Source organism: Dapis hubbardiae BLCC-M172, assembly GCF_050016015.1.
In the GTDB taxonomy this organism is placed as follows: Bacteria; Cyanobacteriota; Cyanobacteriia; order Cyanobacteriales; family Microcoleaceae; genus Trichodesmium.
The window spans coordinates 16,111-31,181 of sequence record NZ_JBNHEQ010000265.1 but is presented as its reverse complement, the minus strand read 5'-3'; the positions used below and the strand labels follow the sequence as shown (position 1 = coordinate 31,181).

Below are 15,071 nucleotides of genomic sequence, written 5' to 3'. Positions count from 1 at the left end.
AAGTAACGCGGGTTGCCAAAGAAGTAGGAAGCGAAGGAGTATTAGGAGGTCAAGCGAAAGTAGAGGGAGTCGCGGGAACCTGGAAAGATTTAACGGATAATGTGAATGGTATGGCAGCTAACCTGACTTTACAGGTGAGAAATATTGCTGAAGTTGCAACTGCTGTTGCTCAGGGAGACTTAACTCAAAAAATTACTGTGGATGCTCAAGGGGAAATTCTGGAACTCAAGACTACCTTGAATAAAATGGTAGACCAACTTAATACCTTCTCATCAGAAGTAACGCGGGTTGCCAAAGAAGTAGTTGCAGGGCAATTAGGTGGTCAAGCTCAAGTACAAGATGTCAGGGGAGTTTGGAAAGATTTAACTGATAATGTTAATAGAATGGCAGCTAACCTCACCGAACAAGTGAAAAAAATTGCCCAAGTAGCGATCGCTGTTGCTAAGTCGTCTGAGGAAATGATGACGGAAAGTAAAACCATGAGTCAAGCATCTCAAGAAACCTCGACTCAAGCAGAGTCAGTTTCTAGTACCGCCGAACAAGTCAGCGCCAATGCTCAGTCAGTTGCTACTGGTGTAGAAGAAATGACTGCTAGTATCCGAGAAATTGCTAAAAATGCCACCAATGCTGCTCAAGTTGCCACAACTGCTGTAGAAACTGCCGAAACTACTAATGAAACCATTGGTAAATTAGGAGTTAGTAGTACAGAAATAGGTAAAGTGATTAAAGTCATTACATCTATTGCTCAACAAACCAACCTCCTCGCTCTCAATGCAACCATTGAAGCAGCAAGAGCGGGAGAAGCAGGAAAAGGTTTTGCGGTAGTTGCCAATGAAGTTAAAGAATTAGCAAAACAAACCGCCAGTGCAACCGAAGATATTAGTCAAAAAATCGAAGCTATCCAAGGAGATACCAAAGGAGCAGTAGAAGCGATCGGTCAAATTACTACTATTATTAATCAAATTAACGACATCCAAAATACGATCGCTTCAGCGGTAGAAGAGCAGACTGCCACTACCAACGAAATTGCTCGTAACGTTAACCAAGCAGCAGAAGGTTCATCAGGAATTGCGCGTAACATTACTAGCGTAGCACAAGCAGCGCAAAGTACCAATAATAGCGCAGCCAAAACCCAACAGTCTGCAACAGAGTTATCCAAAACAGCAGGCGACTTACAAGAATTAGTAAATCAGTTTAAATTTTAGAAACTGTAGGTTGGGTTAAGCGGCAGCGCAACCCAACAACAATAAACATAAAATCCGGTTTAATAGTCGTCCGCAGCGACGAAGCGGAAGCAATCTCCGCGCACTTCTGAGATTGCTATCCGTTCCGGAATGCTCCGCAAACCTTTCACTCCGTTCCAGTCGCAATGACGTAGGTATAGTAATTATCCGGATTTGATATTACGCAGAAACCGGGTTTGTTAGAGATAAATGTTAATATGGTGGGCATTTAATACAAACCCGGTTTCTATCTTTTTGACACCTATATGTAGAGACGTTCCATGGAACGTCCCTACTTTCCACCCTAGCACCTATTTATGGTTCAAACTATTCAATCTCAAGAAGTAACTCGACCTTATTTGATAGATAATTTCGGTTGACAATTAGTCAGAAACGAACAATTTTTTCGAGAATGGCAAGATAATTTGCCAGAGATTAGTGACTTAGAAAAAGAACTACTCAACCAAGTGCAGGAGGGATATTTTAACTTATTAGAAAACCCACCTTTTTTAGAAGATATTGTCAGAATGGCAATAGTCGATCCAATTTTATTTATCGGTAAATTCTTTCTCTATCCCTATCACATTCGTTCTGAAAAATCCATTAATTTAGAACTAGCAGATAAAGAAGTAATTATTAGAGGTCGAATAGATACTCTGGTTTTGAAAGAGCAACTATGGGTAATGATGATTGAGTCAAAAAGAGCCGAATTTTCTATAGAAGCTGGTCTGGCTCAATTATTAACTTATCTCTTAGCTAGTCCCCATCCTGAAGTTCCAAATTATGGCTTAATTGTTACAGGAGGGAGTTTAATTTTTGTCAAGCTAGTCAAAACAGAAATTCCTCAATATTCTACATCAAAAATATTTTCTATTCCCAATCCTGGTAACGAACTTTTTGATGTACTTCGCATCCTCAAACATTTAAGTGAAACGTAAGCATTCAGCTATTAGCAGTCAGCTCTCAGCAAAAGTTCCTGGTTTTCAGTTGAAAAGACTCAAAAAGTTGGCATTTTGGGCAAGAGTTGGGTAAAAAAATTCTCCCCCGCTCCCCTACTCCCCTACTCCCCTACTCCCTCTCCGCAACCGATAACAAATCGCCTTATCAAACTTAACTACTTCAAAATTATCATCAATATTAATCGTTGTTTCTCCCCCTCCCAAAAATAAATAACCGTCAGGTTTTAATAACTGTCGAACTTGGAAAAGAATATTTTGCTTAGTCTTAATATCAAAATAAATTAACACATTTCGTAAAAAAATCAAATCCATTTTTGGCCAACTATTCCATGTATTACATAAATTTAATTGCTGAAATACTACCCGATCACGAATTTCTGAAATAATTTGCCATTCCTTTCCCTGCTGCTGAAAATATTTATTCCGCAAATCAACTGATAATCCTCTATTAATTTGATGCTGATTATAACGTCCATTCCTTGCTAATTTTAGCATTTCCTCAGAAATATCAGAAGCAATAATTGAAACATTCCAACTGTTAATTACAGGAAAATGTTCCTGTAATAAAATTGCTATACTATAAGGTTCTTGACCACTAGAACAAGCAGCAGACCAAATATTAAGAGAACGTTCAATTTTTCGTTTATTTATTAATTCTGGTAAGATGAATTTTTGTAGAGCTTCAAAAGGATAATTATCCCGAAAAAAAAATGTTTCAGTAGTCATCAAAGCTTCAATTACCCGTTCATGTAAATCATTTCCAGAATAAATCCGCAATTTCGCAATTAATTGACTTACAGAATTAAGCTTTTCTGAACTAGCTATAGGTGCCAAACGAGACTCAACAAAATAAACCTTATCATCTGGTAAAACAACCGATGTTTTTTTGTCAAGAAGTTGACGAATATATTCAAAATCAATAGAATTAATAGACATAATATAGAGTAGGGAGTGGGTGCTTCATTAATGGATAATGGATAATTGATAATGGATAATTAATAATGGATAATGGATAATTGATAATGGATAATTGATAATGGATAATTGATAATGGATAATTGATAATTACCTCAAGAAAAACCTTAACGGAATTGAATATAAGGAAATATTATTAATGGATAGTGGATAATGGATAATGAAATAATTCTCTAACTCTCTAACTCTTTAACTCTTTAATTATCAATTGTCAATTATCCATTGGTAAAGGGAGGCTTTTAACCTGAATAATTAATAATTAATAATCATGAATTATTAATTATTCGGTAAAGAATATAAAACAGAATTAAAGACTGAAAAACGTAAGGCAATAACTACTCAATCAGCACACTTTTTTATTAGAAAAAATCTGAATCTAGATTGACATCTCATTTGAAAACACTATAGTTTTCATTATCAATTATCAATTATCAATTATCAATTATCAATTAATTCTACCCATAATCTCTTCAGCTAACTTATTTAAAGGCAAAATCTTATCAGCAAGTCCCGCATTAGCAACCATTCCTGGCATTCCCCAGACCACACTACTAGCTTCATCTTGGACTAAAACTTGCCCCCCCACTTCACGAATAGAAGCACAACCATGGAGTCCATCTTGCCCCATACCCGTCAATACCACTCCAAGCACACCCCCTTGATAAAGTTTGGCCACCGAACGAAATAAAACATCCACCGCTGGACGACAGGAATTTTCAGGAGGGGTTTGTATCGTCTGAATACGAACCTGTGTACCTTCCCTCACTAAAACAATATGATAATCCCCTGGTGCAATCCAAGCTTCTCCAGGTTTAATCACATCTCCATCTTTTGCTTCATGGACAGGAATTTGACATTGAGAAGACAACCTTTCCGCTAACCGAGTGGTAAATACAGGAGGCATATGTTGGACAATGAGAATAGGAACCCTCAAATTTGCCGGAAACCTAGGTAAAAGCTGAGATAAAGCTTCAGGTCCTCCTGTAGAAACCCCAATAGCCAAAATTTCTACTTTACAGGACAAGAGCTTCGGGGGAATCTTTTTCAAATCAGAAGTAATAGGTGAGGCCAAAGACTGTTTAGGTAAAGTAACTCCACGGCCACAGAAAACTTGAATTTTAGGAATCAATTGTTTTCGGATGTATTCAAGAGCTGCCTCTTTACTGCCTAGATTAGCAGGTTTGGTAACATAGTCATTAGCTCCTAAACTTAGAGCATCCAATGTAGCCATTGCCCCTCGTTCAGTAATAGCACTAAACATAATTACTGGGAGTTCCTTGTAGGTTTGTCGAATTCTTCTTAAAGTTTCTAAACCATCTATTTCTGGCATCTCCACATCAAGTATGATGAGGTCAGGGTTAACTTGAGGAATCTTTGCTAAAGCGATGTGGCCACTTGGGGCTACACCCACTACTTCTATCTGATCTGACTCAGATAAGACATTGTTTACCATTCGGCGAACAATCACCGAATCATCAACAATAAGAATACGGAGTTTAGGCATAATAACTCAATCATAACTTTGATTTTCTCTCTAGCCTCTAATATCATTTCTCAAAAACTCTTCTACATTTTCTTGAGTAGGGGAGTAGGAGAGTGGGTAGGGACGTTGCATAAGGGCGTCCCTACAGGAGAAGTAAACATAAGAATAATTAACATTAACTTGCTAAATAATTAGCAAAAAGGTTATTCAGTTAGTGTTAATTACTTAATAACTGATGCACTAGAGTAGGATACTCCCACTACAATCTAATTTTCTACTTATGGAAATAAAATATGGCAATCCGCGCATTGGTTGTAATAATTTTTATAACAATTAATTTTAATTGAAAACCTCTGAAATTATGACTCCTGACTGCCACCAAAATATTACAACTTAAATATAATTGCTATATGGCTTTAATTCTAATTGCAGATCGATCACCACAAGAAAGAAATAAACTTCGCAAAATGGTCGAAGAATTAGATCATATTGTTGTGGAAGCAGATGAGATTAACTATACAAAAGACTTAATTGAAGTCCATCCTATCGACTGTGCTTTACTGGAGCAGAAAATGGCAGAAGAAAGTGAATTACAACTTTTTTCTCTCCTAGAAAAGCTCAAAATTCCAGCGATCGCCATTTCTGATGATAATATCGAAACTCCTCAAGGAGCCGTTACTATTATACCACATTCTCCATCCCCTAATCAACTAGCCAAATTTCTTGCCATGATTCTTAATCAAGATACTTCTTTTAACTTAAATAATACTCCTAATTATTCTGTTTTACCCTCTACTAAAACCTCCTCTTCTAACGAAAGTTGGCAAAGTATTTTCAGTATTCAAACCTTACAAAATCTCTTAGCTATTGCTATTGATAAAGCAGGAGTCACCCTGAATGAAATGACTGATTTTCCTATTATTTTCCAAGAGACTAAAGTGGAAGCTACCAATTATGAAAATTTACACAAACAACTAACTAAAATTTTTGGCAGTGAAAAAATTTGTGTCACTCAGTTACCATTTTTTGGAGGTTTTTCAGGCACATCTCAACTATTTTTCCTCACAGAAAGTGCTAAGATTCTCACAGAGTTTTTAACGGGAGAAGAACCTGGCAGCGAAGATTTTGAGCAAGCACAAATGGAGATGTTAACTGAAATAGGCAATGTGGTTTTAAATACTGTTATGGGAACTATGAGTAATGCCATGACAAAAAACCTAGAATATTCTGTTCCTAAATATTTAGAAGATACTCTTGATCACCTTTTAGATAATATGATTAGCTCTTCTGCTGAGACTATTCTCTTAGCACAAGCTCACTTTATGACTGAAGAAAATGAAATTCAAGGAGATATTATTCTGTTCTTTCAAGTTGCTTAACAGGACTTACGCAAAGACACTATATGGGGAGTGAAAAAAATCGGAAGAGATAACAATATATTCAGGACTTACGCAACATAACAAAATATACACCATCTGTAGGGGCGAATGGCATTCTCCCCCATACAAATAGCATGTTGTTTAACAATTTGCGTAAGTCCTGAAGATGAGATTTTCCTTTGCCTATAATCATCGCCAACCTTAAAAGAACCATAAAGAGACAACATGACTCAATTTAAACTACTTGCAGGAGAAGGAAAAGTTGGCACATAAATCATTCACTATAGAATTATTAATGATGAATCTGCTTGTAAACTTTATCAAAATAGTCTGGAATTAGCTAATCAAAAAACACCTCATTTCTTATATCAACTTTTACTAGAAAGCGTTAAAAATAATCTCAATTCACCCTCCGTCATGTTAACCTAAATTATTGTAAAATATACGTGATAAATAAAGTTTAAAAACAGTGATTGTTTCAGTTTATTTGTTCTATGATTTATTTATAAATGAGGAATAGATATATGTTTAAAATGATTATTGCTCGTCTATAAAATCAACCCAAAGCAACTCTTCAAAAAGAGAGATAGAACTTTATGAAAGCAATTGTTTTAACAAAGTATGGCTCATCAGATGTGCTTGAGCTTCAAGATGTTGAAAAACCGAAACCGAAGGAGGGCGAGGTTTTAGTCAAAATTCATGCTACAGCGATCAATGATTGGGACTGGTGTCTGATGAGAGGAACACCATTTTATATCCGTTTGTTCTGTGGTTTGTTTAAGCCAAACATCCATATCCCTGGGGCTGAAATCGCTGGACGAGTTGAAACAGTTGGTCAAAATGTCACGCAGTTTAAACCTGGTGATGCGGTTTATGGTGATATTTCTGAATGTGGGTTTGGTGGGTTTGCCGAGTATGTCTGTGTGCCTGAAACTGCTTTGGCCTTGAAGCCTGAAGGCATGACATTTGTTGAAGCTACAGCACTTCCCCATGCAGCAATGCTGGCAGTACAAGGTTTGGTTGATGAAGGACAGATCCAGCCAGGACAAAAAGTATTGATCAATGGTGCAGGTGGTGGTGTGGGTACATTGGGTGTGCAGATCGCCAAATTAATTGGCGTGAGTAATGTGACTGGAGTAGATAGCTCGGACAAATTTGCCATGATGCGCTCAGTCGGATTTGTGCAACTGATAGATTACACCCAGGAAGACTTTACACAGAGCAAAGAACGGTATGACTTGGTTTTAGATACAAAGACAAATCGCTCTATATTTAATTATCTGCGCGTACTTAATCCCCAGGGAACTTATGTAACGGTTGGGGCTGACACCGCTAATCTTTTTCAGGTGTTATTTTTGCAGCCAATGATTAGCGTATTTAGCAAAAAAAGAGTCTGTCTAGTTAATCTTAAACCAAACAAAGATTTGGATTACATCAATAAGCTTTTTGAAACTGGTAATATAAAGCCCATACTAGATGGACCTTACACATTAAGTGAAGTGCCTGACATAATCCAGTATTTCGGTCTAGGCAAACATAAGGGTAAAGTTGTTGTTGCTATAGAGTAAAAGTAAAAGGTATTACCTAATCATCCCCTTGCAGCAAACTGTTGAAAGCTATTGATAGCTCTACAAAAGTGATTTTGTTCTATGAAAGTAGCGATCGCTCAAATATTATGGCGGTTTTCACTTCATGACTTGCATTACTTCTTCCTTCTCTCCTAGATAATATGAGCCTTCTTCCTTTAAACCCAAATCTCTGTACTCTAAAAAACATGAAAACTGCTATAACCAAAAACATAACATGATACTACTCTAAAAATAACTGTAGGGAGGTTCCATAGAACATCCCTACAAAGTAAACTATTTTAAATCTACTTCCTAATTTCTGATTTGGAAATTATCCTCAGTAATAGTCGGCGCGCCCTCAAGTTGAGTAAACAGAGTAGAGTCACCACCTAAATTACCTTCGTACAAGTAGAAGAGAAGACCAGATTCTTCACTGTACACAATTAAGGCGTCAGAGTCATTTGCTTCGTCGTCTGTTGCAACTATTTCAAAATCACTATCAACGCTGAAACCAATTCCAGCAGCACTATCAAGCTCGGTAAAGGTTGACTTATCAAGAAGAATTAAATCGCCTTGGTTTCCATCTTCATCTGGTCTGAGGTCTGGTTGGAAATCAGTGATTAAATCAATCCCCAAATCTTCTTCTTCAAATGGTTGATTGCTATTATAGATGAAACGGTCAATACTTGCTCCACCAAACAGAATATCAAATCCTGGACCACCATTGATGCGATCGCGACCTTGACCACCATTCAACACATCATTACCATCACCACCAAGTAGGCGATCGTTACCTTTACGACCTTGAAGTGTATCATCACCATCCTGACCCCGGAGGATATCGTTGCCACGACTACCAATAATTGAGTCGTCGCCCAAATTACCTACTAAGGTATCGGCGCCATTCAAACCGATAATAGTATCGTTACCAGTACCACCAATGATACGCTCTCCTTGGGCAGTACCAGTCAACTCCTCGCCAGGGTCAGGATCTGTATCTTCAATAACGATTTGAGCTACTTGATTTTCTGCATCTACCGCATAAGCATCTTCTGGTTGCAACTCAATAGTTGTGGTTTCATCTCCTTCCACTACACCATCAAAAATAGTTGTCCAGGTAACGGTTGCTGTAGTTTCCCCTTCCTCAATAGTAATTGCAGAACGTGCCAGTTCATCACCAACTACTAGGTCGGTCAGGTCCTCGAAGTTAGAAGCATTGGTTAACTCTGGAGGGAAAATTAGATCGCCGAAAGAATTATCAGAGTCTGTTTCTGACCAAACTACCCGTACACCTCCTTCGGGAGCTGGTTCGCTTAAGTTGAAAGTTATAGAGTATTCATCTCCTTCATTAACAGTGTCAGGTTCAACTTCGATACCTACTGTTATAGGTGTATCTTCAATAACGATTTCAGCTACTTGATTTTCTGGATCTACCTCATAACCATCTTCTGGTTGCAACTCAATAGTTGTGGTTTCATCACCTTCCACTATACCATCAAAAAGAGTCGTCCAGGTAACGGTTGCTGTAGTTGCTCCTTCCTCAATGGTAATTGCCGAAAGTGCCAGTTCATCACCAACGGTGCCGAGAGATTCAAACTCAGAAGCATTAGTTAACTCTGGAGGGAAACTTATATCACCAAGTTCATTATCAGAATCTGTTTCTGACCAAACTACCCGTAAACCTCCTTCTGGTGCAGGTTCGCTTAAGTTGAAAGTTATAGAGTATTCATCTTGCTCTTCATTAACAGTGCCAGGTTCAACTTCGATACCTACTGTTATAGGTGTATCTTCAATAACGACTTCAGCTACTTGGTTTTCTGGATCTACCTCATAAGCATCTTCTGGTTGCAACTCAATAATTGTGGTTTCATCACCTTCCACTATACCATCAAAAAGAGTCGTCCAGGTAACGGTTGCTGTAGTTGCTCCTTCCTCAATGGTAATTGCCGAAAGTGCCAGTTCATCACCAACGGTGCCGAGAGATTCAAACTCAGAAGCATTAGTTAACTCTGGAGGGAAACTTATATCACCAAAAGCATCATCAGAATCTGTTTCTGACCAAACTACCCGTAAACCTCCTTCTGGTGCAGGTACGTTTAAGTCGAAAGTTATAGAGTATTGATCTCCATCTTCATCAACAGTGTCAGTGTCAATGTCAATACTGACTGTAGGAATAGCAACTCCTATTCCTGGTGCTAAGTCTAGAGGTTCATCTAACTCTATCTGAATAATCTCGTTATTATCAATATCTGGTCCCCGACCGATGGAGAAAGGATAATTGTTATCGTTGGCAACCAGAATTGTGTCTTCATCAAGAACTAACACATCTTCAATAGTCACAAACGGGAAGCTAAAGTTAGTGTCGCCATCACCGTTGAGGTCGTTGGGGTCGTCAATATCTAGTAAGTCTACAACTTCCTCTTTGTAAACAAAACCTTCTTCATCAACTACAGAAATGTCAATTTTGAAGATTTTCTTGAACTGAGCTTCATCTCCTTCACCACCATCCCGTTCAATAACTAAAAATTCATTGTCATTGATGGGAGTAAAGTCACCAATAGCATGACCGGGTACATCGGTAGGATAGAAACCAACTGGCTCGTCCTCGAAAGAGCTAGTAGCAGGATCGAATTCATAGATGCGTAGAGCATTATTTGGATCGCCGTCAACTGCACCCTCTAATAAAGGATAGAAAGTTTCGCGATCGGGACTGAATGCCATACCTTCGTAACCCCTGGTACGAGCTAAGTTGGGTTCGCTGATAAATTGATCTACAACGATACTACCTGTAGCAGGGAAGTCAGTAAAGAAACCATCTGCACCAATTTCGATGAGTTGTTCAAATTCTTCTCCTGGAGTTTGAGGTGTACCATCAGCGTTGAGAGTAAGGAAACGCTCTTCATCTCGCAAAGTGTAGGGGTGAACCTGTAAACCTGCATCGTGAGCCCAATCTATTAGTGGTAATACCTCCCCAGTTAATTGAGTGGTAATTTCCGCCTCACCGTCACCGTCACCATCAACAGGTGTCTCTAGATCATTCCGGAGCAAGAAACTATTTTTCCAAGGTCCTAAACCGTCAGCGTAGGAACTGATTAGTTCGATGACTTCCTGATTTGCTAGGTCGGCGTAGGTGGGATCGCTGGAGAAGTCAATTAGGTCGGCTAGGTTCCCATAGATAGCACGAGTATTAGCAGTTTCTAGGAGAGGTTGTAGTCTCTCAGGATCAAAGGAAATGTCTGCTTGAGTTTCTCCCACAGGATCAATTCCACTAACTTTAACTATCATATCGTCAAAGTCTTGATTGGAATTAGCAAAGGGCAACTCTTCAGCAGCAATGATAAATTCGTTTTCAACTTCGGAATAAACAGCAAACTGAGGATCGCTCTCTGGATTCAGATCATTGTTAGTTGAAAAGGTGTAGCTTTCGGCTCCTAATCCGGTAGGGTCGCCAATGGGTAAGCTGTTTATTAGCCCAAAGTGAACTTGCTGACTAAAGTTATTGGCGACTTGATCACCATTAATGGCAACTACACCAGCTTCGCTAATGGTAACTTCGATGGACTTAGGTGCGCTATCTAGACCAGCAAATAGAACGACAGTGTTATCGGGATTGGTGGCATCCTGTAGAATAAATTGGTTAGTATCTTGGAGGTTACCAAACTGATCGAGTATTTCCTGGGGAGCTCCAGGTCCTGGATTTTTCTCAGCTAGAAGGGTTACGGTAAAAGCACTACCAGTGAAGGTCGCATAGTTGACCTGATCTGTGATTGCATTAATACCAGTGGGTTCAAACTGCTCGGAATTGGCAACGAAGTCGAAGGGTACTGAGAACCCGCCGCCACCTTCGTTGATGAATTCATCTTCAGTGTCACCGAGTAACTGCACTAGCTTTAGGTTTTCGAGACCTTCAGCAGGTAATATTTCGTTGCGCAGCTCAAGTAGGTTTTGAACTTCAAAGGATTGAATAAAAATACGGTCGGGGTCAGTGAAACCTGTATCTTGCAGGGTTTGAATTAGAGGTTCTTCTAAGGATAAATCCTGTTCATCAAAGAAAGTCGGGTGTTTGGTTTCTGGATAGATACCAACTTCAAACCCGAACTCTTCCATTTCTTGTACCAACTCGATAACTTCTTGGAAGGTGGGGATTTCAAATTCACCATTGAAAGATTGGTCGCGGAAGTCACGAGATTGAACAGCGCGGAGTTGTTTGATTTCTGCAAGAGTGAAGTCTTCAGCAAAATAATCAGTAACTTCTTCACCGTCAAGAATCTTGGTAGTTTCACGATCTGGGAATACATCAGCAACGTTGGTTGTGTCGCCTAGCATGGGTTCGTGACGAGCAATGAGGACACCATCGGAAGTAATTACGAGGTCTGGTTCAACAAAGTCTGCACCTTGAACGATCGCTAAACGATAAGCTTCTAAGGTATGTTCTGGGAACTGACCACTTGCTCCCCGGTGTCCGATAACTATTGGTGCGCTACCGTCGAGGGTATTAAAATCATTGAGGTTAGGATTTTGAGGGGAGCGAACTTCATCACTAACTAGAGCATCTCGAACGGGGTCGCCAGTGCGTGGGAAGTCGGTAAAGAAACCATCTGCACCAATTTCTATTAGTTGTTCAAATTCTTCTTCGGCAGTTTGAGGTGTTCCTGTTCCTAAAACTTCAAAGGAAATACTGCCATCAGCAACATAAGCTCCTCCTAATGGAATCAGTAACCCTGTATCTGGGTCTGTTCCAAAACGGACGTCAGCATTTTCTGACAGAGGAAAACCAAATCCCACGAAACCAGTAGTATCAACGTCAGTTTCAATTGGATCGACTAGACCAGTTCCCTGAATAATTTCCAGATCGTTATCATTCAAAAAGTCTTCTGATACAAAGATACTGTTGAAGCTATGTGAGTCTGGACCACCAACTATTACAAACTCACCTGTTTCCTCATCCAATTCTAAGGCAAAATTGTCAACAAAGAAACCTGCTTCTTCACCTGCTAATTCAGGTTTGCCTATTTCTTCAGCAAATTCGGGAGCAATAAAGAAGGGAAGGGATGGTGTAGTAACTATTCCTGTATCCGGGTCTAAGACTAAATCTGCTGGAGAGAATGTAAAGTCAAAGAATGGTTCTACATTATTACCTTGTTCTTCAGTTTGAGTGGGATCGATACGACTATAAAGAGTAGCATTTCCACCAGGACGTTCTATACCTATTAAAGCGCTGACAATTAATTGTGGAGCATCAAATTCCTCAGTATCATTAGGGTTGAGTGTGAGGAAACGTTCTTCATCCCGCAAAGTGTAGGGGTGAACCTGTAAACCTGCATCGTGAGCATCCTCAATAAAGGAGGTAATTTCCCCTGTCAACTGAGTACCAATTTCTGCTTCTCCGTCTCCGTCTCCATCAACATCTGTCTCTAGAGATTCGCGCAACAGAATGTTATTTTTCCAAGGTCCTGCACCTTCTGCGTAAAGACCGCTGATAAAATCCAGGAACTCTGCACTGTCGAGGTCTGCATAAACTGTATTTTCGGAGAGAGGAACTTCTACTGCATCTAGGAATTCTTGACCGTAAATTTCTTCTAAGTCATTCTCTTGTTCTACATTGAACCGGATGTCGAAGGGGAAAGAGAACCCAGCTTCAGGATTAGCTCCTTCAGTAGTATTTCCATATAGTTGAACTAATGGAATATTGCCGAGACCTGCATCATCTAATTGTTGTTGGATATCAATTAGGTTAGCAAATTCAAAGGATTGGATGAAAATGCGACCTGGGTCGGTGAAACCTGTATCTTGCAGAGTTTCAATTAATGGTTCTTCTAAAGATAATTCCTGTTCATCAAAGAATGTAGGATGTTTGGTTTCTGGATAGATACCAACTTCAACTCCTGTTTCTGCTTCTACTCTTTGAACGAGTTGGATGACTTCTTCTAATGTGGGAATCTCGAATAATCCATCAAAGTTAAGATCCCGGTAGTCGCGAGATTGAACGGCGCGTAGTTGTTTAATTTCTGCGTGGGTGAAGTCTTCAGCAAAATAACCAGTTGTTTCTACACCATCAAGCAACTTAGTGCTTTGGCGTTCTGGACCGAATACTTCAGCAACGTTAGTGGTATCATCTAGCAGTGGTTCGTGACGTGCAATGAGAACTCCGTCGGATGTTATTACTAAGTCTGGTTCAATAAAATCTGCACCGGAAGCGATCGCTGCTTCATAAGCTGCTAAGGTATGTTCGGGTATATCTCCACTTGCTCCCCGATGTCCGATAACGAGGGGTTCTTGACCGTTGAGTGTATTGAGTTGGGTCAAGCTTGGTGTGGCAATGGGAGCTTCTAGTAAAGTTCCTGTATTATCGAAGTGTAAAATATAAGGTCCAAATTCCTCTCCGATCCAAATATCTCCATTATTATCTATAACAAAGGACTCTATATCAAAGTCTGCTCCAGTTAAGAGGCGATCGCTTGTATCTTCGTTGATAATATCAAAGGGTATTAGATTATTTGGATCTGCTAGTTGAACAAAAGCTTGAACGTCAACACTACCATCCCCATCTTCTGTTCCAGCAAAGTCTGGGTCAACTTGATATAGTCTGAGTAAATAATCAGCACTATTGTCTTGAGCACCGAAACCATTATCAGAGAGAAACCAAAAAGTGCTACCATCTTCGCTACCGGGAGCAAATTGAACGCCACTAAAACCCTGGACTGGTTGACCATCGAATGGTGCTTCTCGATTATCTGTATTAATAAAGTTTCCTGACGATGGGCCTTCGGCAAATGTATCTGCTGGTAATACCGCAAAGCCTACTAATTCTGGCATTGAATTCTCCTGTCAACTTGTAAATTTAGAATTCTTAAAGAATTTCCCAGATATCTTATTAGGTGAATGTTAAGTAAATATTAAGTAAATATTTATAAAAGGTTAAGGAAAAATTTAGTTTAGGTTAAATAAATGCCAAAATTAGTTATCTAGGAGAGAAGGCTTTAGTTATCTAGGAGAGAAGAAAGAAAGGTTTAGTTATCTAGGAAAAAAGCTTTAAGAGAAGAAAAAACCTTAAATATGGTAGATATTTCCCCAGCTTTTACACGCTCCGATACCAACGGACATGATATAACTCCACAGGAAATATGCGAAATTAGAGCTTTTAATAATTAATAATTAGCTCTCTTGAAAAAATTGATGGACTTTTAGCCTTACTTTTAATTCTTTGGAACCTCTCAATTGCTTTTTCCTATTTTAAATTCCTATTTTAAAGGTAATGAAGCTGATAGCTGACCGCTGAATTCTTAGATTAACTAAAAAGATTTTTTTCTTTTTGTACTGATAATTTTTATAAACTAAGTTTTGATATTTTAACCTATTCCGATAAATCAATAAGTATTAAAAACAACAATATTATCTGAAGTATTTGATATTTTGACTGAACAAATTATGGTCTAGGTTATATAGAAATATTAAATAGGTTGCCATAAATTAACTAATTGCTA

Annotated in this window: 7 protein-coding genes; 4 read left to right on the top strand and 3 right to left on the bottom strand. The window is 38.9% G+C overall.

Annotation, left to right across the window (positions count from 1 at the left end; genetic code table 11):
- Together ACP6PK_RS24460 and ACP6PK_RS24455 are read left to right on the top strand one after the other, a co-directional pair.
- On the top strand, nt 1–1,205 hold a 1,205-nt coding region (locus tag ACP6PK_RS24460; protein ID WP_426563457.1), incomplete at its 5' end, for a methyl-accepting chemotaxis protein.
- A 443-nt stretch (nt 1,206–1,648) separates the two neighbouring features.
- Nucleotides 1,649–2,161, top strand: coding sequence for a restriction endonuclease subunit R (locus ACP6PK_RS24455; protein ID WP_426563455.1), 513 nt, complete (start codon nt 1,649–1,651; stop codon nt 2,159–2,161).
- Nucleotides 2,162–2,275: 114 nt separating this feature from the next.
- Here ACP6PK_RS24455 and ACP6PK_RS24450 read toward each other — a convergent pair whose 3' ends face one another.
- Nucleotides 2,276–3,118, bottom strand: a complete 843-nt coding sequence (locus tag ACP6PK_RS24450; RefSeq protein ID WP_426563453.1) for a CheR family methyltransferase — start codon at nt 3,116–3,118, stop codon at nt 2,276–2,278.
- 484 nt (nt 3,119–3,602) lie between these two features.
- Complete coding sequence (locus tag ACP6PK_RS24445) at nt 3,603–4,661, bottom strand: protein-glutamate methylesterase/protein-glutamine glutaminase (protein WP_426563451.1); 1,059 nt, start codon at nt 4,659–4,661, stop codon at nt 3,603–3,605.
- Nucleotides 4,662–5,050: 389 nt separating this feature from the next.
- Between ACP6PK_RS24445 and ACP6PK_RS24440 the strand changes: the two genes are divergently transcribed.
- Nucleotides 5,051–6,019, top strand: a complete 969-nt coding sequence (locus ACP6PK_RS24440) for a hypothetical protein (protein ID WP_426563449.1) — start codon at nt 5,051–5,053, stop codon at nt 6,017–6,019.
- Nucleotides 6,020–6,615: 596 nt separating this feature from the next.
- On the top strand, nt 6,616–7,587 hold the full coding sequence (locus ACP6PK_RS24435) for an NAD(P)-dependent alcohol dehydrogenase (protein ID WP_426563447.1): 972 nt from the start codon (nt 6,616–6,618) through the stop codon (nt 7,585–7,587).
- A gap of 312 nt (nt 7,588–7,899) precedes the next feature.
- Here ACP6PK_RS24435 and ACP6PK_RS24430 read toward each other — a convergent pair whose 3' ends face one another.
- Nucleotides 7,900–14,403, bottom strand: coding sequence for a glycerophosphodiester phosphodiesterase family protein (locus ACP6PK_RS24430; protein WP_426563445.1), 6,504 nt, complete (start codon nt 14,401–14,403; stop codon nt 7,900–7,902).
- Nucleotides 14,404–15,071: the final 668 nt, after the last annotated feature.

Coding starts and splice junctions, on each gene's coding strand:
- ACP6PK_RS24435 (WP_426563447.1), top strand. CDS start 6,616: ATGAAAGCAATTGTTTTAACAAAGTATGGCTCATCAGATGTGCTTGAG.
- ACP6PK_RS24450 (WP_426563453.1), bottom strand. CDS start 3,118: ATGTCTATTAATTCTATTGATTTTGAATATATTCGTCAACTTCTTGAC.
- ACP6PK_RS24430 (WP_426563445.1), bottom strand. CDS start 14,403: ATGCCAGAATTAGTAGGCTTTGCGGTATTACCAGCAGATACATTTGCC.
- ACP6PK_RS24445 (WP_426563451.1), bottom strand. CDS start 4,661: ATGCCTAAACTCCGTATTCTTATTGTTGATGATTCGGTGATTGTTCGC.
- ACP6PK_RS24440 (WP_426563449.1), top strand. CDS start 5,051: ATGGCTTTAATTCTAATTGCAGATCGATCACCACAAGAAAGAAATAAA.